The 20,899-nt window shown below is 73.2% G+C and carries 14 protein-coding genes and 1 pseudogene; 11 read left to right on the top strand and 4 right to left on the bottom strand.

Annotation, left to right across the window (positions count from 1 at the left end):
* Window positions 1–10 precede the first annotated feature (10 nt).
* Window positions 11–1,024, bottom strand: a complete 1,014-nt coding sequence (locus ACWCO8_RS23715; protein WP_362016757.1) for a PHP domain-containing protein — start codon at window positions 1,022–1,024, stop codon at window positions 11–13.
* A 20-nt stretch (window positions 1,025–1,044) separates the two neighbouring features.
* Window positions 1,045–3,120, bottom strand: coding sequence for a SpoIIE family protein phosphatase (locus ACWCO8_RS23710; RefSeq protein ID WP_451033913.1), 2,076 nt, complete (start codon window positions 3,118–3,120; stop codon window positions 1,045–1,047).
* A 227-nt stretch (window positions 3,121–3,347) separates the two neighbouring features.
* Between ACWCO8_RS23710 and ACWCO8_RS23705 the strand changes: the two genes are divergently transcribed.
* The gene (locus tag ACWCO8_RS23705; protein ID WP_451033980.1) at window positions 3,348–6,659 is read left to right on the top strand and encodes a BTAD domain-containing putative transcriptional regulator; all 3,312 of its coding nucleotides are present in this window, start codon (window positions 3,348–3,350) and stop codon (window positions 6,657–6,659) included.
* An 18-nt stretch (window positions 6,660–6,677) separates the two neighbouring features.
* Here ACWCO8_RS23705 and ACWCO8_RS23700 read toward each other — a convergent pair whose 3' ends face one another.
* Window positions 6,678–7,532: a siderophore-interacting protein gene (locus ACWCO8_RS23700; protein WP_451033912.1), complete on the bottom strand. Its 855-nt coding sequence runs from the start codon at window positions 7,530–7,532 to the stop codon at window positions 6,678–6,680.
* A gap of 195 nt (window positions 7,533–7,727) precedes the next feature.
* On the opposite strand from ACWCO8_RS23700, the gene ACWCO8_RS23695 reads away from it, so the two are divergent.
* The 10 genes and pseudogenes from ACWCO8_RS23695 to ACWCO8_RS23650 all read left to right on the top strand — a co-directional run bounded on the left by ACWCO8_RS23695 (window position 7,728) and on the right by ACWCO8_RS23650 (window position 19,025).
* Window positions 7,728–7,928: a hypothetical protein gene (locus ACWCO8_RS23695; RefSeq protein WP_384517305.1), complete on the top strand. Its 201-nt coding sequence runs from the start codon at window positions 7,728–7,730 to the stop codon at window positions 7,926–7,928.
* 186 nt (window positions 7,929–8,114) lie between these two features.
* Window positions 8,115–9,293, top strand: coding sequence for an acyl-CoA dehydrogenase family protein (locus ACWCO8_RS23690; RefSeq protein ID WP_451033911.1), 1,179 nt, complete (start codon window positions 8,115–8,117; stop codon window positions 9,291–9,293).
* A 79-nt stretch (window positions 9,294–9,372) separates the two neighbouring features.
* A pseudogene (locus ACWCO8_RS23685) lies at window positions 9,373–9,805 on the top strand (glutaredoxin domain-containing protein).
* Window positions 9,806–9,909: 104 nt separating this feature from the next.
* Entirely contained in the window at window positions 9,910–10,806 is an 897-nt protein-coding gene (locus ACWCO8_RS23680) for an oxygenase MpaB family protein (protein WP_451033910.1), read from the top strand.
* Window positions 10,788–13,025 (top strand): tetratricopeptide repeat protein, encoded by a 2,238-nt coding sequence (locus ACWCO8_RS23675; RefSeq protein ID WP_451033909.1) that lies wholly within the window; start codon window positions 10,788–10,790, stop codon window positions 13,023–13,025. Before ACWCO8_RS23680 ends, ACWCO8_RS23675 begins: the two co-directional genes overlap by 19 nt.
* 78 nt (window positions 13,026–13,103) lie before the next feature.
* The gene (locus tag ACWCO8_RS23670) at window positions 13,104–14,642 is read left to right on the top strand and encodes a phytoene desaturase family protein (protein WP_451033908.1); all 1,539 of its coding nucleotides are present in this window, start codon (window positions 13,104–13,106) and stop codon (window positions 14,640–14,642) included.
* A gap of 168 nt (window positions 14,643–14,810) precedes the next feature.
* Entirely contained in the window at window positions 14,811–15,839 is a 1,029-nt protein-coding gene (gene tdh / locus ACWCO8_RS23665; protein WP_451033907.1) for an L-threonine 3-dehydrogenase, read from the top strand.
* A gap of 41 nt (window positions 15,840–15,880) precedes the next feature.
* Window positions 15,881–17,080, top strand: a complete 1,200-nt coding sequence (locus ACWCO8_RS23660; RefSeq protein WP_451033906.1) for a glycine C-acetyltransferase — start codon at window positions 15,881–15,883, stop codon at window positions 17,078–17,080.
* Window positions 17,081–17,084: 4 nt separating this feature from the next.
* Window positions 17,085–17,993 carry a LysR family transcriptional regulator gene (locus ACWCO8_RS23655; protein ID WP_451033905.1) on the top strand — a complete coding sequence of 303 codons (909 nt, stop codon included), beginning with the start codon at window positions 17,085–17,087 and terminating at the stop codon, window positions 17,991–17,993.
* A gap of 123 nt (window positions 17,994–18,116) precedes the next feature.
* Window positions 18,117–19,025, top strand: a complete 909-nt coding sequence (locus tag ACWCO8_RS23650) for a proline iminopeptidase-family hydrolase (RefSeq protein WP_451033904.1) — start codon at window positions 18,117–18,119, stop codon at window positions 19,023–19,025.
* A 16-nt stretch (window positions 19,026–19,041) separates the two neighbouring features.
* Here the strand turns inward: ACWCO8_RS23650 and ACWCO8_RS23645 are convergent, their stop codons facing one another.
* On the bottom strand, window positions 19,042–20,841 hold the full coding sequence (locus ACWCO8_RS23645) for a serine hydrolase (RefSeq protein WP_451033903.1): 1,800 nt from the start codon (window positions 20,839–20,841) through the stop codon (window positions 19,042–19,044).
* Window positions 20,842–20,899: the final 58 nt, after the last annotated feature.

Raw genomic sequence — 20,899 nt, 5'->3', positions numbered from 1 at the left:
CCCACAGGCCCTACTCGCCGCGCGTCCACGCCAACAGCTCGTCCGCCGACCAGGTGTTGACCACCCGCTCCGTCGGCACCTCGCACTCCTCGGCCCGCGCGCACCCGAAGATCTGCCACTCCAGCTGACCGGGGGCGTGCGCGTCCGTGTCCACCGCGAACCACACCCCCGCCTCCACGGCCTGGCGCAGCAGCCGACGCGGCGGGTCGAGGCGCTCCGGGCGGCTGTTGATCTCCACCGCCGTCCCCGACTCCGCGCAGGCGGCGAAGACGCGCTCCGCGTCGAAGACCGACTCCGGCCGCAACCGGCCCCCGCTGACCAGCCGCCCCGTGCAGTGACCGAGGACGTCCATCAGCGGATTGCGTACCGCCTTCTCCATCCGCCGGGTCATCGCCGGCGCGTCCATCCGCAGCTTCGAGTGCACGGAGCCGACCACCAGGTCAAGGCGGTCAAGGAGCTCCGGCTCCTGGTCCAGCGAACCGTCCTCCAGGATGTCGCACTCGATCCCGGTCAGCAGCCGGAACGGCGCCCACTCCTCGTTCAGCCGCTCCACCACGTCCAGTTGCTCGCGCAGCCGCTCGGGCGACAGGCCGCGCGCCACCTTCAGGCTGGGGGAGTGATCGGTGAGGACCGCCCACTCGTGGCCGATCCGCGCGGCCGTGCGGCCCATGTCCTCGATCGTCGAGCCGCCGTCGGACCACTCGGAGTGGAGATGGCAGTCGCCCCGCAGCGCCGCCCGCAGCGTCTCGCCGCCGGTGACCTCGGGCACGGGGATCTCGGCCTCCAGGCGCGCCAGATACTCCGGCACCCGCCCCTCCAGAGCCTCCCGGATCACGGCGGCCGTCTTCGGCCCGATGCCCTTCACCGTCTCCAGGGTCCCGGCCGTCGCGCGCCGCTCGGCCTCACCGTCCGCCATGGCCGCGACGGCGGCGGAGGCGGTACGGAACGCCCGTACGCGGTACGTGGGCGCCTGCGAACGCTCCAGCAGGAAGGCGATCCGGTCCAGCGCCGCCACGGGGTCCATACCGGCTCTCTCCTTGCCTCTCACCCTCGCCCGGTGGTGGCGGCGTGCACCGGGCCGATCTCGCACCACACCGCCTTGCCCTCGCCGCGCGGCTCCACGCCCCACCGCGACGCCAGCGCGTCGAGCAGCAGCAGCCCGCGCCCCGAGGTCGCCGCCTCGCCGGGCGTACGACGCCGGGGCCAGGCGCTCGAACGGTCCTGCACCGACAGCCGTACCCGACGTACCGGCTCGGGCAGCACCTCCAGGGTGAGCACCGCACCGCCCTCCGTGTGCAGCAAGACGTTCACGAGCAGCTCACCGGTCAACAGCTCCGCGTCGTCGGCCAGTTCGGACATGCCCCAGTCCCGCAACGCCTGGCCCACCGCGGCCCGCGCGTCCGAGAGGCCCTGCGGATCGGCCTGGTGGATGTACTGGTGGATGCGCGGCGCACGCGGCGTCCCCGGGTCCGGGCTGCGCCGCAACACCAGCAGCGCCACGTCGTCCCCTGCACCCCAGCGCTCCCACAGCTGCTCCGACAGGTGGTCCGCGAGCGCCTCCGCCTGCGGCGGACCGGCGCTCATCGCCACCGACAGCGCGTCGAGGCCGGCCTGGATGTCCGAGCCCGGCTGCTCGACCAGCCCGTCGGTGCACAGCACCAGCGTCTCGCCGGGGACGAGGTCGAGCCGGGTCTCCGGGAACTCCTCGTCCCCGAACACGGTCGCAAGACCCAGCGGCAGCCCGCCGCGCAGCTTGGGCTGCCCGACGCGGCCGTCGGTGTGCCGGATCAGCGGCCCCAGGTGCCCGGCGCGCACGGCGCGCACGGTCCCGCTGCCCAGGTCGACCTGGGCGTACGTGCAGGTCGCGAAGCGGTTGGTGTCCAGCTCGGCGAGAAAACGGGAGGCCCGGGCCAGGACGGTCGAGGGCGCGTGGCCCTCACCCGCGTACGCCCGCAGCGCGATCCGCAACTGCCCCATGATCGCGGCCGCGTGCGTGTCGTGCCCCTGGACGTCCCCGACGACGACCCCGACCCTGCCCCGGGGCAGCGAGATCACGTCGTACCAGTCGCCGCCGACCTGCCGCCCGCTCCAGGCCGCGTGGTAGCGGACGGCGATCTCTCCGCCCGAGATCGCCGGGATGCGGCGCGGCAGCATGGTCTCCTGCAGCCCGGTGGCCAGCTCCCGCTCCTCGTCGAAGAGGATGGCGCGCTGGAGGGACTGCGCGACGATCGCGGCGAGGCCGAGCAGCAGGTTGCGCTCGTCGGCGTTGAACGCGGAGCGGCGCCGGTAGAACAGCGCCATCCCGCCCAGGGAGCGGGCCTGGGCGACGAGCGGCAGGTAGCAGGCGGACGTGAACTTCAGCCGCTCGACGTAGGGAGCCAGTTCCGGGTAGTCCCGCCCGAGGGTGCCGAACGCCGGCACGAACCGCGGCCGGCCGCTCAGCACCGCCTCCGCCAGCGGCAGCCCCCGGTCGAGCCGGTGCGACCGGAAGTCGTTCAGGGCCTCCAGGGACTCCCCGCTCAGCGCGATGATGTTCAGCGAGCCGTTCTCGACCAGTCCCAGCGCGAGCCCGTCCGCACCGAGCCGAGCGAGCCCGCCGGGGCCGGTCATGGCCGCCGTCACATCGTCGACGGTCACCGCCCGCGACAGCGCGTGCGTGGTCCGCTGGACGATGCTCGTCTGGACCTCGCGCCGCTTCTCCAGCTCGAGGACGAAGGCGGAGTGGGTGACCTCGGCGGTGGTGTCGCGGACGATGCCGACGATCCGGTGGGCCCGCTCGTCCGGCGTCCGCAGAATTCGGGCCTGGACGTGCGTCCACTGGGGTGCTCCGTCGGCGCCCTCGATCCGGAACTGCGCGGTGTACGAGGTCTCGCCGCTGGTGATCGCCGCCCGCACGACCCCGTCGACCCGGCCGCGCTCCTCGGGGTCGAGGCGCTGGACGAGCGTGGCGGGGCGTCCGTCGAACTCGCTCGCGTCCAGCCCGAAGACCAGCAGCCCGGCCTCGTCGACGTCGATGGTGCCCGTGTCGAGGTCCCAGTCGAAGCTGCCGGTCCGATTCATGGCGAGCCGCTCGGTGGGCCCGATCTCGCCACTGCGCGTGCGCCGGTCGTCATCGGTCATCCTCACCATTGTCGAACCCGCACCCCTCCGACGCCATGGCGGCGACACACCGAGTGCCCGAGTTGTGACCGAGGGGGGCGCGCCGAGGGCCGTGCGGGGAGTGCGGGGGTCGCAGGGAGGCGCAGGGGGCGCAGGGGGGCCGCAGGGGGGCCGCAGGGGACGGAGGGGTCGGCCGGGCCGGTCGGGGTCGGGGTCGGGTCGGGTCGGGGGAGAATGGGCCGGTGATCATCCGGTACCGCGTCCTCGGCCCCTGCCAGGCCCTTCGGGCCGACGGCGGGGAGGCCGCGCTCAGCGGTGCCCGCCTCCGGGCCCTGCTGTCCGCGCTGGCGGGCGCGGCCGGGCGCGCCGTACGGGCGGACGAGCTGATCGAGCTGATCTGGGAGGGCGACCCGCCCGGGAACGGCACAGAGGCGCTCCAGGCGCTGATCGGGCGGCTCCGCCGGGCGCTGGGGCGGGAGGCGGTGGACTCCGTCGCCGGCGGGTACCGGCTCGCGGCGGGGGCCGAGGACGTCGACCTGTACGTGTTCGAGCGGTTGGCCGCCGAGGGCGCGGAGGCGCTGGCGGCCGGGGAGGCGGTGCGGGCGGCGAGCCTGCTCGACGAGGCGCTCGGGCTGTGGCGGGGGCCGGCGCTCGCCGATCTGCCGGGCCGGGCCGGCAACCCCGTCGTCGTACGGCTGGAACAGCGCCACGCCCACGCCCGCAAGGACCGCCTCGCCGCCGAGCTGGCCCTCGGGCGGGCCACGACCGCCGTGGCGCCGCTGGAGGCCCTCGCGGCGGAGCGACCCCTGGACGAGACCGTCCAGGCACTCCGCATCCGCGCCCTGCGGGCCGCCGGACGCGGGGCCGAGGCGCTGCGCGTGTACGACGAGGTCCGCACCGTGCTCGCGGACCGCCTGGGGTCGGACCCGGGGGTCGAACTGCGTGAGTTGCATGCGGAGTTGCTGGCGGGCGACGGGCCTCCGCCCGTGGCGGGGACGTCGCTCCGACTGCCCGCCCGGCCGACCTCGTTCGTCGGGAGAGAAGGGGAACTCGACGGCCTGGTGGCCGAGTTGGGGAAGCGGCGGCTGGTCACCCTGATCGGACCGGGTGGGGTGGGGAAGACCAGGCTGGCGCTGGAGGCCGCCGACGCGGAGGCGGAGCGGTGGCCTGACGGGGTGGGGTCGGCCGAACTCGCCTCCGTACGCGTCGAATCCGAGGTGTCGGCCGCTGCCCTCACCGCGCTCGGCGGCCGTGAGACCCAGTCGTGGGGAGCCATGCCCAGGGACGCGCTGACCCGTCTCGTGGAGCACTGCGCGTCGCGTCGTCTGCTGCTGCTTCTGGACAACTGTGAGCATGTGATCGGGGCGGCGGCGGAGTTGGTGGCCGTGCTCCTGGTCCGCTGTCCCGGGGTGACGGTCCTCGCGACGAGCCGTGAACCGCTGGGCGTACCGGGGGAGTTCGTACGGCCGGTGGAGCCGTTGCCGGAGCGGACGGCGCTGCGGCTGCTCGCCGACCGGGGGACGGCTGCCCGGCCGGGTTTCGATCCGGCGGACGATCCGGAGGCGTGTGCGGAGATCTGTCGGCGTCTGGACGGTCTGCCGTTGGCGATCGAGTTGGCGGCGGCGCGGTTGCGGGTGTTGTCGCCGCGGCAGGTGGCGGACCGGCTCGACGACCGGTTCCGGTTGCTGACTTCGGGGGCGCGGACGGTTCTGCCGCGTCAGCAGACGTTGCGGGCGGTGGTCGACTGGTCCTGGGACCTGCTGTCCGAGCCCGAACGGGCCGTGTTGCGGCGGCTCTCGGTGTTCTCGGGCGGGTGTGACCTGGAGGCGGCGGAGGCGGTGTGCGTGCCGGGGTCCGGGGCGGACACCCTCGACGTCCTGGGTTCCCTTGTCGACAAGTCGCTCGTGGTCGCGGCGCCCGGTGACGACGGGGGCATGCGGTACCGGCTGCTGGAGACGGTCGCGGAGTACGCGGGGGAGCGGCTCGACGAGGCCGGGGACCGGGCGGAGGCCGAGCGCCGGCATCTGGTCCACTACCGCGAGCTCGCCCGGCACGCCGACCCCGCGCTCCGCGGCGACGGCCAGCCGGTCTGGCTCAGGCGCCTCGAAACCGAGCACGGCAACGTGACCGCCGCCCTGCGGACCGCCGTGGACCTCGGCGCGGAGCAGGAGGCGCTCTGCCTCGTCCTGTCCATGAGCTGGTTCTGGCAGCTCCGTGCCCGGCAGGCCGACGCCCGCGTCTGGTCGCAGGCGGCGGCCGCCCTCGGCCCCGACCCGTTCGCCGCGCCCGTCCGACACGCCGTGCCCCTCGCCGACCGCTGCACCGACACACCGCCGCCGTGGTCCGAGGAGCAGCTGTGGGAGGCGCGCCGCGGGTGCCGGCTGCTCGTCCTCGCGTCCGAGGGCGGTGAGGGCGCCACCGCCCTCGAACGGCCCGAGACCCGCGCCCGCCTCGACGCCATCGTCTCTGCCTACCGCCCCGGCATGCCGCAGAACTGCCGCCAGCCGGGCACCATGTGGTTCTTCGCGCGCCTGATGACCGGCGAGTTCCACAGCCTCGCCGAGACCCTCGACGCACTCCTCTCCGCCTGTCGCGCCGAAGGCCTCGACTGGGACCTCGCCTTCACCCACCTGCTGCGGGCCAAGCTCCTCGGCGACCGCCCCGCCGACGCCGAAGCCGCGCTCGCCCACTTCGAGCGGGTGCGGGACGCTTGGGGCATCGCCGAGTCCCGCTCCGCGCGCGGCGAGGCATACGAACGATCGGGCCGCCTCGCCGAGGCCGCCGCCGACTACGAGCAGGCGGCGCAGGCCGCTGCCGGGCTCGGCGCCCGCTCCCAGTCCACCGTGTTCACGGCCAGACTCGCCGCCGTACGACTGCGACTCCTGTCGACGGAGACGGGGGTGGATACGGATGCGGAGACGGAGACGGCGACGGCGACGGACACGGATGCGGAAGCGGTCCCGGAGGAACGTGCTGCGGCCGAACGGCTCCTCGTCGAGGCCGCCGCCGACGCCTCCGCCGAGTCGAGCGGGGAGCCCGTGAGCACGGCCCGGCTGCTCCTCGCCCAGCACTACGGACACACCGGGCGCACCACCCTCGCCCGGGAGCAGGTCGATCGCATGGAGGCGGAGTTCCGCGGCGACGCACCCGACCTCTTCCTCGGCGTGACCGGGGGCCTGCGCGGCTGGCTCGACTGCCTCGACGGCGCGTACGCTGACGCCGCCGACCGGCTGACCCGTGCCGTACGGGACGTGGAAGGCCTCGCCTACCTGGTCGCCCCGTACCTCGTCGTCGGCCTCTTCCCGACGGCGGCCTGGGCCCGGGCCGGACGCGGCGGCCCGCACGACGCCGAGGACGGCGCCCGCCTGCTCGGCGCGTACGACGTCCACCGAGGGGACGCCGGCGGTGCCGGATTCCGCCCCTTCACCGAGCAGACCGAATCGGCGGTACGGGCCCAGGCGGAGCGGGCGCTGCGCGCGGCCCTCGACGCGCCGACGTACACCCGACGGTACGAGGAGGGCGCCACCCTCTCCGTACGGGAGGCGGCGGCCCTCGTCTGAAGTGGCCGGACGCGCCCGTCAGCCCTCGGCGGCCGCCAACCGCTCCCGCGCCTCCGCGAGGTCTTCCGGCGTGGGCGCGTCGTCCTGGGTGAGGTGGCGGCGCCAATACCCGGTGAAGTGCACGGCGCGCCGGTCGTACCCGCGGTCCTCGACCAGGTGTCGCCGCAGCGCTCGTACGGCCCCGGCTTCCCCGGCCAGCCAGGCGTAGGGCGTCCCGGGCGGCAGCGCCGCCCCGCGCACCGCGTCGGCCGGCGAGACGTCCCCGCGCAGCCAGTGCACGGTCAGATCGCCGGCCGTGTCGAGCGCCTGCTCCTCGGCCGCATCGGTGACCTGTACGAAGGCGAGGGCCCGGTAGCCGGGCGGGAGCGCCTCGGCGACGGTCGCAAGGGCGGGGAGCGAGCAGCCGTCGGCGGCGAGCAGCGTCCAGTCCGCCGCGCCGACGGTCACCGGCGTGGCGAAGTACGCCGAGGGCCCGAACATGCCGAGCGTGTCGCCGGGCCGCGCGGCCCGCGCCCAGCGTGTCGCGGGACCTTCCTCCGTACGGTCGTCGTCGCCGTGCAGGTAGAAGTCGATGTCGACGGTCGCCGCGACGGGATCGTGGGCCCGGATCGTATAGCTGCGCATCCAGGGCCGCTCGGCCTCCGGGATCGCGGCGTACGCCGCGTACCAGCGCATCACGTCACCGGACGGGTCCGGGGCGGGCAGCACGGGCTCGGACTGGCCGGGGCGCGGAAAGTACAGCTTCACCTGCTGGTCCGGCCCGTCGAGGGCGAGGTCGGCGAGGGAGTCGCCACCGAAGGTGACCCTGACCGAGCGAGGGGTGACCGGGCGGACGGCGACGACCCGGATACGGCGGACGGGCAGGGTGGGCATGGGGACTCCTGGCGATCGGTGGTGGGTGGTCGAGATTCGGTGGTCGGATTCGGGGCCGACGGGTTCTCACCCTCCCCGCGCCCACCGACACCAGATCGACACGGAGCCGACACGGCGTCGCCGGTCCGGTGGCCCGGATGCGGTCCACGCCACCGGACACGAGAATGGCCGGTACCGGAAGAACGAGGAGGCGGCATGAACGCTGAGTCCGACAAGACATCTCCGGGGGAGAGCCCGACGCCCGACCGCCTCTTGCATGCCGGGTCGGAGGGCGAATACACGGCGGAGGACCTGATCCTGGCCTCCGGACGTGACGTGAATCCGAAGAGCATCGCGTGGGCGGAGCGCCGCATGGCGGAGAAGGGGCGCGCCTCCCTGGACGAGCTCCTGCCCTGACCCCACCGACAGCCGAGCAGACCAAGACCACCAGACGACCGGACGAGATCAGCCCACCCGACAGCCTTGGCCCGGGACTTCCCCCGCCGAGCCGGGGCTGTCGTGGGGCTTCCCCATTTGTGGAACACGTTCTACCGTGGCCGCCGTCGCGCGCACGGTACCCAGGACGCCGCCACGGGAGGCCCCATGCACCTCGAGTACACGCCCGCCCAGCACCGCCTGCGCGAGGAGCTGCGTGCGTACTTCGCCGAACTCGTCCCGGACGACGTCCACGCCCGCTACGCCGACCCCGCCGCGCAGAAGCGCTTCTACCGCGAGACCGTGCGCAGGCTCGGCACCGACGGCTGGCTCGGGGTCGGCTGGCCGGTCGAGTACGGGGGCCGGGGGCTCAGCCCCATGGAGCAGTTCATCTTCTTCGACGAGGCCGCGCAGGCGGGCGTTCCGCTGCCCCTGATGGCCCTGAACACCGTCGGCCCGACGATCATGCAGTTCGGCACCGACGAGCAGAAGGCGTACTTCCTGCCCAAGATCCTCTCGGGCGAGATCGACTTCGCCATCGGCTACAGCGAGCCCGACGCCGGCACGGACCTCGCCGCGCTCAAGACGCGGGCGGTCAGGGACGGCGACGAGTACGTCGTGAACGGCCAGAAGATCTGGACGACCAACGGCGACACCGCCGACTGGGTCTGGCTCGCGGTCCGCACCGACCCGGACGCCCCCGCCCACAAGGGCATCACCATGCTCCTCGTCCCGACGAGCGACCCGGGCTACTCCTGCACCCTCATCAACACCCTCGCCTCGCACGACACCACCGCCAGCTACTACGAGAACGTCCGCGTCCCGGTCTCCCGCCGCGTCGGCGACGAGAACAAGGGCTGGCGGCTCATCACCAACCAGCTCAACCACGAGCGCGTGACCCTCGCCGCCCACGGCACGATGGCCATCCGGGCCCTCCACGACGTCCAGCGCTGGGCCGCCGACACCAAGCTCGCCGACGGCCGCAGGGTCATCGACCTCGGCTGGGTCCGCCGCAGCCTCGCCCGTACGCACGCCAGGCTCGACGCGATGAAACTCCTCAACTGGCAGATGGTGAACGCCGTCCACCACGGCACCCTCACCCCACAGGACGCCTCCGCGGTCAAGGTCTACGGCTCCGAAGCCCGCCGCGACGCCTACGCCTGGCTCATGGAGGTCGTCGGCTCCGCGGGCGCACTGAAGGAGGGCTCGGCGGGCACCGTCCTGCACGGCGAACTCGAACGCGGCTACCGCTCGGCGGTCATCTTCACCTTCGGCGGCGGCAACAACGAGATCCAGCGGGAGATCATCTCCTGGATCGGCCTCGGGATGCCCCGCGTCCGCCGCTGAGGTGAGCGGATGTGGGCCGATGTGAGCCCGACGTGGGCCGATGGGAGGGGCATGTCGGCTCGCGGCTAGCCTGCTCGTCATGACGCGCGTGTGGATCCTGCCCCTGCTGTTCGTGCTCGGCGGCTCGGCCGCCGCGACCGGGCTGCTCTTCAGGCCCCGGCTCAGCCGCAGCAGTCCTGCTGGTGTTCGTGCTGCTCGCGGGAGTGAACTCGCCCCTGGTCTTCCCGAGGTCGATCAGTGCGCTCGAGGCGCAACGCCGCAGCGCGGCCGACGGCCGACCGATCGTCTACTGGCGGCCGGGCTGTACGTACTGCCTGCGCCTGCGCCTCCGACTGGGCACGAAGGCACGCCAGTTGTACTGGGTCGACATCTGGCGCGACCCGGCCGGCGCCGAGGCGGTGAGGGCGGCGAACGACGGCAACGAGACCGTGCCGACGGTCGTCGTGGCGGGCCGGCCGCACACCAATCCCGCACCCGAGTGGGTGCGCGAGCAGGCTCGACCTGGCCGTTGAGGACGCGTCGGGACGCGTTTGTGGGCGCGACATACGTTCCTGGCGACGGACGAACTTCGCGTTACCCCGGGCCAAGCGTCCGCCGCGCGCCTAGCCTGAGCCGTATGAGGCAGGACCCCGATCCCGGGCTCTTCGGGCCCGACTCCGTGACCTGGCAGTTGCATGGCGACCCGGTGATGTGGATCGCCGGGGTCTGCGCGCTGTACCTGCAGGCGCTCCACCCCGTCGCCGTGCGCGGCGTGATGATCAACAGTGACTTCCGCCGTGACGCCTGGGGCCGGCTGCTGCGGACGGCCGACTTCGTCGGCACGATCAGCTACGGCACCACCGAGGCCGCCGAGGTGGCCGGCGCCCGCGTCCGGAAGATCCACCGGCTCCTCGGAGTCGACGACCCCGAGCTCCTCCTCTGGGTGCACTGCGCCGAGGTCGACTCGTACCTCTCCGTCGTCCGCCGTTCCGGCATCACCCTCACCGATGCCCAGGCGGACCGCTACATCGACGAACACCGTGTCTCCGCCCGGCTCGTCGGGCTCGACCCGGGCTCCGTGCCCGCCACCGCCGACGAGCTCGCCGCCTACTTCGACGGCGTACGGCCGCGACTCGCCGCCGGAGCCGACGCCCACACCGTCGACACGTTCCTGAGGCGCCCGCCCATCAACCCCGCCCTGGTACCGGCGCGCGAGATCATCTGGCGGCGCGTGGTGTCACTCGCGTACAACTGCCTGCCCCACTACGCCCACGAGCTGTACGGCAGGCCCGCGCCGCCGCCCGAGACCGTCACGTACCAGCTCACCGCGACGGCCAATCTGCTGCGTTCGATACCGGCCGGGCTCCGCTGGCGGCTGCCGCCAGGTCACATTCTGAACGCGATGTCCCGCCTCGGCCCCGACGCGCGTCCCGCCCCGTACAAACTCCGCAATCAGGCGGCCATACTGGACGGGCCGGGGAGGGCGCGAAGAACATACGGGGGCGACAGCACGCGATGGCGGAAACCAGGCTGATCCAGGGCCGGTACCGGCTGCACGACGTGATCGGGCGCGGCGGTATGGGCGAGGTGTGGCGGGCCACCGACGAGTCGCTCGGCCGCCGGGTCGCGGTCAAGTGCCTCAAACCGCTCGGGCCCCAGCGGGACGCGCACTTCGTGACGGTGCTGAGGGAACGGTTCCGGCGCGAGGCCCGGGTCGCCGCCTCCCTCCAGCACCGCGGAGTCACCGTCGTCCACGACTTCGGCGAGTACGACGGGGTGCTCTTCCTCGTCATGGAGCTGCTGGAGGGGCAGAACCTCAGCCAGCTCATGGAGGAGAACAAGCAGCACCCGCTCCCCGTGCACGACGTCGTGGACATCGCCGAGCAGGTCGCCGACGCCCTCGCCTACACGCACCGCCAGGGCATCGTCCACCGCGACCTCAAGCCCGCCAACATCATGCGGCTCGGCGACGGCGCCGTGAAGATCTGCGACTTCGGGATCGCGCGCCTCGGCGACAACATCGGCTACACCTCGCAGCTCACCGGCACCGGCATCGCCATGGGCACCCCGCACTACATGTCGCCCGAGCAGATCAGCGGCGGCCAGGTCGACCACCGCAGCGACCTGTACTCGCTGGGCTGCGTGCTGTACGAGATCGCCACCGGAGCCCCGCCCTTCGACCTGGAGGACGCCTGGGCCGTCCTCGTCGGCCACCGCGACACACCGCCCGAGCCGCTGCGGACCCACCGGGCCGAACTGCCGGACTACCTCGACCGGATCGTGCTCGACCTCCTCGCCAAGACCCCCGACGGCCGGCCCGACGACGCGGGCGTCCTGCGGCGCAGGATCATCTCGGCCCGCGCCGGAGAAGGGCCCGGCTCCGCCGGGTTCCCTCCCGCGCGTGTGCCCGCCGACCGGGTGTCCCTCCGACTGCCCGCCTGGGCACGCGAGATGACCGCCGGGCACCGCGTGGTCGGCGATCCCACCGCGACACGCCCGGCGGCGTACGACCCGGCCACCGAGCTCACGGGGGAGTGGACGACCGCGTCCCGCGTGGTTCCGCCGCGCTCCCCGGACGGCCAGGAGCGGGCCACCGCGCCGCCGGAGCTCCTCGCCGTGCTCGCCGGACGCCACCGGGCAGGGCTCGGCCTCGGCCGGCTCGGCCGCTGGGAGGAGGCCGAGGACGTGCACCGGTCCGTCGTCGAGGACCGCCGCCGCGTTCTCGGCCCCGACCACCCCGACACCCTCGCCAGCCGGTACGAACTCGGCTTCACGCTCAGCAGGCTCGCCCGCCCCGCCGACGCCCTGCACGAGTTCGTCCTGGTCGCCGAGGCGCGCGAGCGGGTCATCGGCGCGGACCACCCCGACACGCTGGCCGCCCGCCAGGAGACCGCGTACGTCCTCGGCAGGCTCGGGCGGCACGTCGAGGCGCACCAGGTGTACGTGAACGTGCTCGCCGCGCGCGAACGCACCATGGGCGCCGACCATCCCGACACCCTGCGCTGTCGCCACAACCTGGCCTTCAACCTGGGGCGCCTCGGACGCCGGGAGGACGCGTACCGGATGGCCACGGAGGTGGCGGAGGCGCGCGGCAGGCTGCTGGGCCAGGAGCACCCCGACACCCTGGTGACCCGGTACGAAGTCGCTTACGACCTGGGTCAGTTGGAGCGTTGGTCGGAGGCCCTCGCCACCTACCGCGAGGTCGCCGCCGCGCGCTCCGACGTCCTCGGCCCCGACCACCCCGACACGCTCGCCACCCGCTACGAGGTCGGCATCTGCCTCGGCCGGCTGGGCCGGAGCGGCGACGCCCTCGACCTCTACCGCGATCTCGTGGCCGCCCGCACCCGGGTCCTCGGCCCCGACGACCCCGAGACACTGCGCGCCCGCCACGGCCTGGGCGTCAACCTCGGGCGGCTCTCGCGCTGGGAGGAGGCCGTCGCGGAGGCCCGTGAGGTGTGCGCGATCCGGGAGCGCGTCCTGGGCGCAGACCACCCGGACACGCTCGTCAGCCGCCGCGAGATCGCCGTCGGCCTGGGCTGGCTCGCGCGCTGGCCCGACGCCCTCGCCTTCTACCGCCAGGTCGCCGAGGCCCGCGCCCGCACTCTCGGACCCGAGCACCCCGACACGCTGGCGGCCCGCCACGACGAGGCCCACTGCCTCGAACGGCTCGGCCGCCACACCGAGGCCGCCGAGCTGTACCGCCGCGCGGCCGCCCTGCGCGGCGGCACGGACGCTCCCGCGCCCCGGGCCTGAGCACGTACTCCAGAGTCCTCAGTGGGCCGTGCGCTCCCGCGGGGTTCCCCCGGCGATCTTCGCGTGTTAGCAAGAGACATGACCGCACAGCGCTCGTACGACGCCGTCATCGTCGGCGGTGGCCACAACGGACTCGTCGCCGCCGCCTACCTGGCCCGGGCCGGACGTACCGTCCTCGTCCTGGAACGCCTCGGGACCACCGGCGGCGCCGCCGTGTCCACTCGGCCCTTCGCCGGTGTCGACGCCCGGCTCTCCCGGTACTCCTACCTCGTCTCGCTCCTGCCGCCGAAGATCGTGCGCGAGCTGGGGCTGAGCTTCGCGGTGCGGAAACGGTCCATCTCCTCGTACACCCCGAAGGGAGACGGCGGGCTTCTCGTCGGCGGGGGAGCGGACCGCACCCGCGCCTCCTTCGCGGCCGTCACCGGCTCCGACCGCGAGTACGAGGCATGGCAGGGCTTCTACGCCCGTACGGCCCAGGTCGCCGAGCGGGTCTTCCCCACGCTCACCGAGCCGCTGCCCACCCGCGAGGAGCTCCGCTCCCGCGTCGACGACGAGGCCTCCTGGCGGATGCTCTTCGAGCAGCCGATCGGCGCCGCCGTCGAGGAGAACTTCGCCGACGACCTGGTCCGGGGCGTCGTCCTCACCGACGCCCTGATCGGCACCTTCGCCGACGCCCACGACCCCTCGCTGCTCCAGAACCGCTGCTTCCTCTACCACGTCATCGGCGGCGGCACCGGCGACTGGGACGTCCCCGTGGGTGGCATGGGCGCGCTCACCGACGCCCTCGCGGACGCCGCCCGCACGGCGGGCGCGGAGATCCGTACCGGTCACGAGGCTGTCCGGATCGAGACCGACGGCGCCCGCGCCGAGGTCACCTACCGCACGGCGGACGGGGAAGGCGTGGTCGCGGCCGGGCAGGTCCTCGTCAACGCCTCGCCGCAGGCCCTCGCCGAGCTGCTCGGTGAGACTGCCCCGCCGCCCGCCGAAGGCGCCCAGCTCAAGGTCAACATGCTGCTGACCCGGCTGCCGCGGCTCCGCGACCGGTCCGTCGACCCGCGCGAGGCGTTCGCCGGGACCTTCCACATCGCCGAGGGGTACGGCCAGTTGGCCACCGCGTACGCCGAGGCGGCCGCGGGCCGGCTGCCCACCGCGCCGCCCTCCGAGATCTACTGCCACTCGCTGACCGACCCGAGCATCCTCGGCCCGGAACTCGCCGGCCAGGGCTACCAGACGCTCACGCTCTTCGGGCTGCACACCCCCGCCCGGCTGTTCGCCGCCGACAACGACGGCGCCCGCGCCGCCCTCCTCAAGGCGACCCTCGCCGAACTCGACGCCGTCCTCGACGAGCCGCTCGCCGACTGTCTCGCCCTCGACGCCGACGGCAGGCCCTGCATCGAGGCGAAGACCCCGCTCGACCTCGAACGCGACCTGCGGCTGCCCGGCGGCCACATCTTCCACCGCGACCTCTCCTTCCCCTACGGGGAAGAGGGCACCGGCCGCTGGGGCGTCGAGACCGGCCACACCAACGTGCTGCTCTGCGGCGCGGGGGCCGTCCGGGGCGGCGGGGTCAGCGGCATCCCCGGCCACAACGCGGCGATGGCGGCGCTCGGACGGTAACGGGCAGGCCTTCCCCGACCAGGCGTGAAGCTCACCTGTGGCGGTGCTTAAGAAAACCTCGATGGACCGCGAGGCTGACGTAGGGAAGATTTCCCTTGAGGGATCTTGGGCACAAAACCGTGCCCGGACCCCGAAGGTCACAGGACACGCACGTCGGGAGCCAGGACATTGAAGGCGCTGGTCAAGCACAAGGCAGAACCCGGACTCTGGCTCATGGACGTGCCGGAGCCGGAGATCGGCGCCGGAGACGTACTGATCAAGGTCAAGCGGACCGGTATCTGCGGGACCGATCTCCACATCCGCTCCTGGGACGGCTGGGCCCAGAAGACCATCGCCACGCCGCTGACCCTCGGCCACGAGTTCGTCGGCGAGGTCGTCGAGACCGGCCGTGACGTCGTGGACATCGCGATCGGCGACCTGGTCAGCGGCGAGGGCCACCTCGTCTGCGGCAAGTGCCGCAACTGTCTGGCCGGCCGCCGCCACCTCTGCCGCGCCACGGTCGGCCTGGGCGTCGGCCGCGACGGCGCGTTCGCCGAGTACGTCGCCCTGCCCGCGTCCAACGTCTGGGTGCACCGCGTCGAGGTCGACCTCGACGTCGCCGCGATCTTCGACCCGTTCGGCAACGCCGTGCACACCGCGCTCTCCTTCCCGCTCGTCGGCGAGGACGTCCTCGTCACCGGCGCGGGCCCGATCGGCATCATGGCCGCCGCGGTCGCCAAGCACGCCGGCGCGCGCCACGTCGTCATCACCGACGTCAGCGAGGAGCGCCTGGACCTCGCGCGCAAGGCGGGCGTCTCGCTCGCGCTGAACGTCGCCGAGCAGACGATCGCCGACGGCCAGCGCACGCTGGGCCTCAAGGAGGGCTTCGACGTCGGTCTGGAGATGTCCGGCAACCCCCGCGCGATGCGCGACATGGTCGCGAACATGACCAACGGCGGCAAGATCGCCATGCTCGGCCTGCCCGCCGAGGACTTCGCCGTCGACTGGGCGAAGATCGTGACCTCCATGATCACCATCAAGGGCATCTACGGCCGCGAGATGTTCGAGACCTGGTACGCGATGTCCGTCCTCCTGGAGGCTGGCCTCGACCTCGCCCCGGTGATCACCGGCCGCTACGCCTTCACCGACTTCGAGGCCGCCTTCGACGACGCCGCGTCCGGCAAGGGCGGCAAGGTCATCCTCGACTGGACCGTCTGATCACCCCTCTCCTCGCGTCCGATCTTCTCTAAGGAACCCACATGTTCGACTCCGTACGCGACGACGTCCGCACCACCCTCGACGAGATCCGCGCCGCCGGACTGCACAAGCCCGAGCGCGTCATCGGCACCCCCCAGTCCGCGACGGTGGCCGTCACCGCCGGCGGGCAGCCCGGCGAGGTGCTGAACTTCTGTGCGAACAACTACCTCGGCCTGGCCGACCACCCCGAGGTGATCGCCGCCGCCCACGAGGCGCTGGACCGCTGGGGCTACGGCATGGCGTCCGTGCGCTTCATCTGCGGTACGCAGGAGGTGCACAAGGAGCTGGAGGCGCGACTGTCCTCCTTCCTCGGCCAGGAGGACACGATCCTCTACTCCTCCTGCTTCGACGCCAACGGCGGTGTCTTCGAGACGCTGCTCGGCGCCGAGGACGCCGTCATCTCCGACGCCCTCAACCACGCCTCGATCATCGACGGCATCCGGCTCTCCAAGGCCCGCCGCTTCCGCTACGCCAACCGCGACATGGCCGACCTGGAGCAGCAGCTCAAGGAGGCCACCGAGGGCGGCGCGCGCCGCAAGCTGATCGTCACCGACGGCGTCTTCTCCATGGACGGCTACGTCGCCCCGCTCGGCGAGATCTGCGACCTGGCCGAGCGCTACGACGCCATGGTCATGGTCGACGACTCGCACGCCGTCGGCTTCGTCGGCCCCGGCGGGCGCGGCACCCCCGAGCTGCACGGCGTCATGGACCGCGTCGACATCATCACCGGCACCCTCGGCAAGGCGCTCGGCGGCGCCTCCGGCGGCTACGTCGCCGCCCGCGCCGAGATCGTCGCCCTGCTGCGCCAGCGCTCCCGCCCGTACCTCTTCTCCAACACCCTCGCCCCGGTCATCGCCGCCGCCTCGCTCAAGGTCCTCGACCTCCTGGAGTCCGCCGGCGACCTGCGCGACCGGCTGCGCGCCAACACCGAGCTCTTCCGTACCCGGATGACCGCCGAGGGCTTCGACATCCTTCCCGGCGACCACGCCATCGCGCCCGTCATGATCGGCGACGCGTCGGAGGCCGGGCGCATGGCGGAGCTGCTCCTGGAGCGCGGTGTGTACGTGATCGGGTTCTCGTACCCCGTCGTACCGCAGGGCCAGGCCCGCATCCGCGTCCAGCTCTCGGCCGCGCATTCGTCCGATGATGTGAACCGGGCTGTGGACGCGTTCGTCGACGCGCGCGCCGCCCTGCGAGACTAGGGGAATGATCGAAGCGCGGCGGCTGCACATCCTCCGAGCGGTGGCCGACCACCGTACGGTCACGGCGGCTGCCGCCGCGCTCTATCTGACCCCCTCCGCCGTCTCGCAGCAGCTCGCCGCCCTGGAGCAGGAGACCGGCCACCGGCTGGTCGAGCGCAACGCCCGGGGCGCGCGGCTCACCCCGGCCGGCGAGATCCTGCTCAGCCACGCCAACGCGGTCCTCGCCCAGCTGGAGCGCGCCGAGTCCGAGCTCGCCGCGTACGGCTCCGGCGAGGCCGGCACGGTCACGGTGGCGGCCTTCGCCACCGGCATCGGCCTGGTCGTCGCCCCCGCCATCACCGGCCTCGCCCGCACCGCGCCCGGCATCCGGGTGCGCGTGCGGGACGCCGAGGGCGACGAGAGCCTGCTGATGGTCCTGGACCGCCAGGTCGACGTGGCCGTGGCCGTCGAGTACCGGGGCGCCCCCGGCGAGGACGACGCCCGGCTCACCCGCGTACCGCTCTACGCGGAGCCCTTCGACGCCGTCCTGCCGCCCGGGCACCCGCTCGCGGCCGGCGACCGGGTGGCCCTCGCCGCTCTCGCCAAGGACGCCTGGATCGGCCAGTCCGCGGGCAACCCCTGCCATGACGTGACCGTCCTGGCCTGCGAGTACGCCGGATTCGCGCCCCGCCTCGAGCACTCCTCCGACGACTTCCGCGCCGTTGTCGCCCTCGCCTCTGCGGGGGCGGGCGTGGCGCTCGTGCCGCGCTCGGCGCTCAGCGGCATGGCCCTCGACGCCGCGGCGATCCGGCCGGTCGACGGCGTGGCTCCCACCCGCCGGGTCTTCGCCGCGGTACGGCGGGGAGCCGAGGAACACCCCCTGATCAGCCCGGTGCTCGACGCCCTGCGCGCGGCCGCGGTATCGGAAGGCTGACCTCCGCCACCAGGGGCGCTCGCCCACGTCTGCCGCCGGCACCGGGCGGCGGACCATCGCGTGGCGCCGCCGTCCGGGGCCTGCCCATGATGGGAGGGCATGCCGGATCTCCCAGGAGGCGCCATGGCAGTCACCGAAGGCACCGTGCCGTTCCGCGGCTTCCACACCTGGTACCAGGTGTGCGGCAGGCTTCCCGGTCCTGACGGGAAGCTGCCGCTCCTCGTCGTGCACGGCGGTCCCGGCCTGCCGCACGACTACTTGGAGGACCTCGCGGCGCTCGCCGCGGACGACGGGCGCGCCGTCGTCTTCTACGACCAGCTCGGCTGCGGCAAGTCCGACCAGCCGGAGGATCCGGCCCTGTGGACGCTGGAGACGTTCGTGGCGGAGATCGACGCCGTACGGCAGGGGCTCGGGCTCGACCGCCTCCATCTGCTCGGCCACTCCTGGGGCGCCCAGGTGGCGCTCGCGTACATGCTCGGCAAGCCGTCCGGCGTGGCCGGCCTCGTCCTGGCGGGCATCATCGCCGACGCGCCCTCCTACGCCGCCGAGACACGACGGCTGAAGGACTCCCTGCCCGCTGCGGAGCGCGAGGTCATCGACCGGTGCGAGGCGGAGGGGACGACCGACGACGACGCCTATCTGGGCGCGACCATGTCCTTCTATCAACGCTGGCTCTGTCGCCTGGACCCTTGGCCCGAACACCTCGTCCGCTCCGTCCTCACCATGCGGGAGGACGTGAACGCGGCGCTGTGGGGCCCGGAGTGGAACATCACGGGCAGCCTGAAGGACTGGAGCGTCCTCGACCGCCTGGGCGAGATCGACCTGCCCGTCCTGGTGACCTCCGGCCGCTACGACATGGTGACCCCCGACGTGATCCGTCCCGTGGCGGAGGGCATCGAGGGCGCCGAGTGGGCGCTCTTCGAGAAGAGCGCCCACATGCCCTCCGCCGAGGAGCCGGACCTCTACCGTCAGGTGGTGGAGGACTTCCTCTCCCGGGTGGAGGGGCGACGGGCCGAGGCAACGGGCGGGTGAGGGCCCCGTGGACGGGTCAGTCCGACGACCTGGTCCACCCCACCGCCTCGATCAGGGACCCGTCCGCCGGCCGCGCCTCCTCGAACACCGGGCGCCCGGAGGCGTCCAGGACCCGCAGGCCGTCCACGTACACCCCGCGTCCGACGTAGAGCCTGTCCGTCGTGTACCGCCAGCGCAGGCGTACGGCGGCGGCGTTCCAGGCCGTCAGGTCGGCGACCGCCTCGTGCCAGACGCGCCCGGACCAGCCGCTCACCGAGCCCGCCGGACGCTCCTGCGGCTCCTGCCCCTTCCGTACGGTGCTGAACGGCACCGGACCCCAGGTCGCCCCGCCGTCGGTCGACGCCTCCAGGAAGGCGGCGTCCGCGCCCGGTTCGGTGTCCCACCACAGCGCGCACTCCAGGCGGCCCGTGCCGCCGATCGGCGGCAGCGTCAGCGTGGCCGTCGTCGGGCTCGCCATCCCCGAGAACCAGGAGGTCCGGCCGCGCGCGGGACGGACCGGGACGGCGCGGGCCAGGTTGTTCGCCGCGGCGACGCGGGGTGCGGAGCCGGAGCGCCAGGTGCGGACCGGGTGGACGGAGTTGCCGAGGACGACGAGGAACGCGTCGGTCGTCGGGTCCAGGACCAGACTCGTTCCGGTGAAGCCGGTGTGGCCCGCCGTGCGGGGGGTGGCCATCGCGCCCATGTACCAGTGCTGGTGGAGCTCGAAGCCGAGGCCGTGTTCGTCGCCGGGGAAGGCCGTGTTGAAGTCCGTGAACATCAGCTCCACGGACTCGGGGGAGAGGATCCGGGCGTGGCCGTACGCCCCGCCGTTGAGGAGCGTCCGGGCGAGCACGGCGAGGTCCCAGGCGCAGGAGAAGACCCCGGCGTGGCCGGCGATCCCGCCGAGGCTGTACGCGTTCTCGTCGTGGACCTCTCCCCAGACCATGCCCCGGTCGAGGCCGGACCAGGGGAGCCGGGAGTCCTCCGTCGCCGCGATCTTCGGCTTCCAGGAGAGCGGGGGGTTGAAACGCGTGCGGTGCATCCCGAGCGGATCAGTGATCTCGGTTCGGAGCAGTACGTCAAGAGTGCGACCGGTGATCTCCTCCAGGATCAGTTGAAGGGAGATCAGATTCAGATCGGAGTAGAGGTACTTGGTGCCGGGCGGACTCGGCAGCGTCTCGTTCCACAGCAGCCGCAGCTTCCCCTCCCGCGTCGGCTCCTTGAACAGCGGGATCCACGCCCGGAACCCGGAGGTATGCGTGAGCAGCTGACGGACCGTGACGTCCTGCTTCCCGCCGCCCCCGAACTCCGGCAGATACGCCGTGACCTTCGCCTCGAGCTCCAGCGCCCCGCGCTCGATCTGCTGCACCGCCAGGATCGAGGTGAAGAGCTTCGACACGGACGCCAGGTCGAAGACCGTGTCCCGCTCCATCGCGATCTGCTGCTCCGCGGGCAGCTCGATCCCGCTGTCCGTCGTCTCGTCGTACCCCGCGTACCGCACCGCCGCGCCGATCGGCCGGTGCAACGCGACCGTTCCTCCCCGGCCTGCCAGCAGGACCGCACCCGCGTACCACGGGTGCTTCGGGGAGGGCCCCAGGAACGCCTCGGCGTCGGCGACCAGCCGGTCGAGGTGCGCGGGCAGCAGCCCGGCGCGCTCGGCGGACCCGTGCCGCAGTGTCGTCCGCCCGCCTCCGGGCACGGAGGCCGCGGCCGCCCCCGGGATCGAGCCGACCATCACCGCACCTCCCAGGGCGAGCAGCCGGCCGCCGAACGACCGGCGGCTGAGTCCCCGACCCGCCGCGTTCCGTCCCGGCCCACCTGCCGATTCCTCCGTCATCCCTACCCTCTCCCATGCCACTGAAAGAATTCTTCGGCCACACGCGCAACGCCTGAAA

The sequence above is a fragment of the Streptomyces sp. NPDC001927 genome, from assembly GCF_053594455.1.
This window is presented reverse-complemented; position numbering and strand designations above follow the sequence as displayed.